Genomic DNA, 278 nt, shown 5'->3' with positions numbered 1-278 from the left:
CTTGCAGGCGCTGTACGCGCTGTTCGACAACTGCAACAGCCTGCACACCAACGCCTACGACGAAGCCATCACCACCCCGACCGAAGAAAGCGTGCGCCGCGCGGTCGCGATCCAGATGATCATCAACAAGGAGCTGGGGCTGAACTTCAACGAGAACCCCTGGCAGGGCAGCTTCATCGTCGACAAGCTCACCGACATCGTCGAAGAGGCGGTGTACAAGGAATTCGAAGCGATCAGCGAGCGCGGCGGCGTGCTCGGCGCGATGGACACCATGTACC

Annotated in this window: 1 protein-coding gene; it reads left to right on the top strand. The window is 61.2% G+C overall.

The features are described 5' to 3' along the window. The coding region (locus tag HKX41_11275; GenBank protein NNC24712.1) for a hypothetical protein at nt 1–278 on the top strand (278 nt) is incomplete at both ends.

Origin of the sequence: Salifodinibacter halophilus, from assembly GCA_012999515.1 — a bacterium.
Lineage (GTDB): Bacteria > Pseudomonadota > Gammaproteobacteria > Nevskiales > Salinisphaeraceae > Salifodinibacter > Salifodinibacter halophilus.
This window is presented reverse-complemented; position numbering and strand designations above follow the sequence as displayed.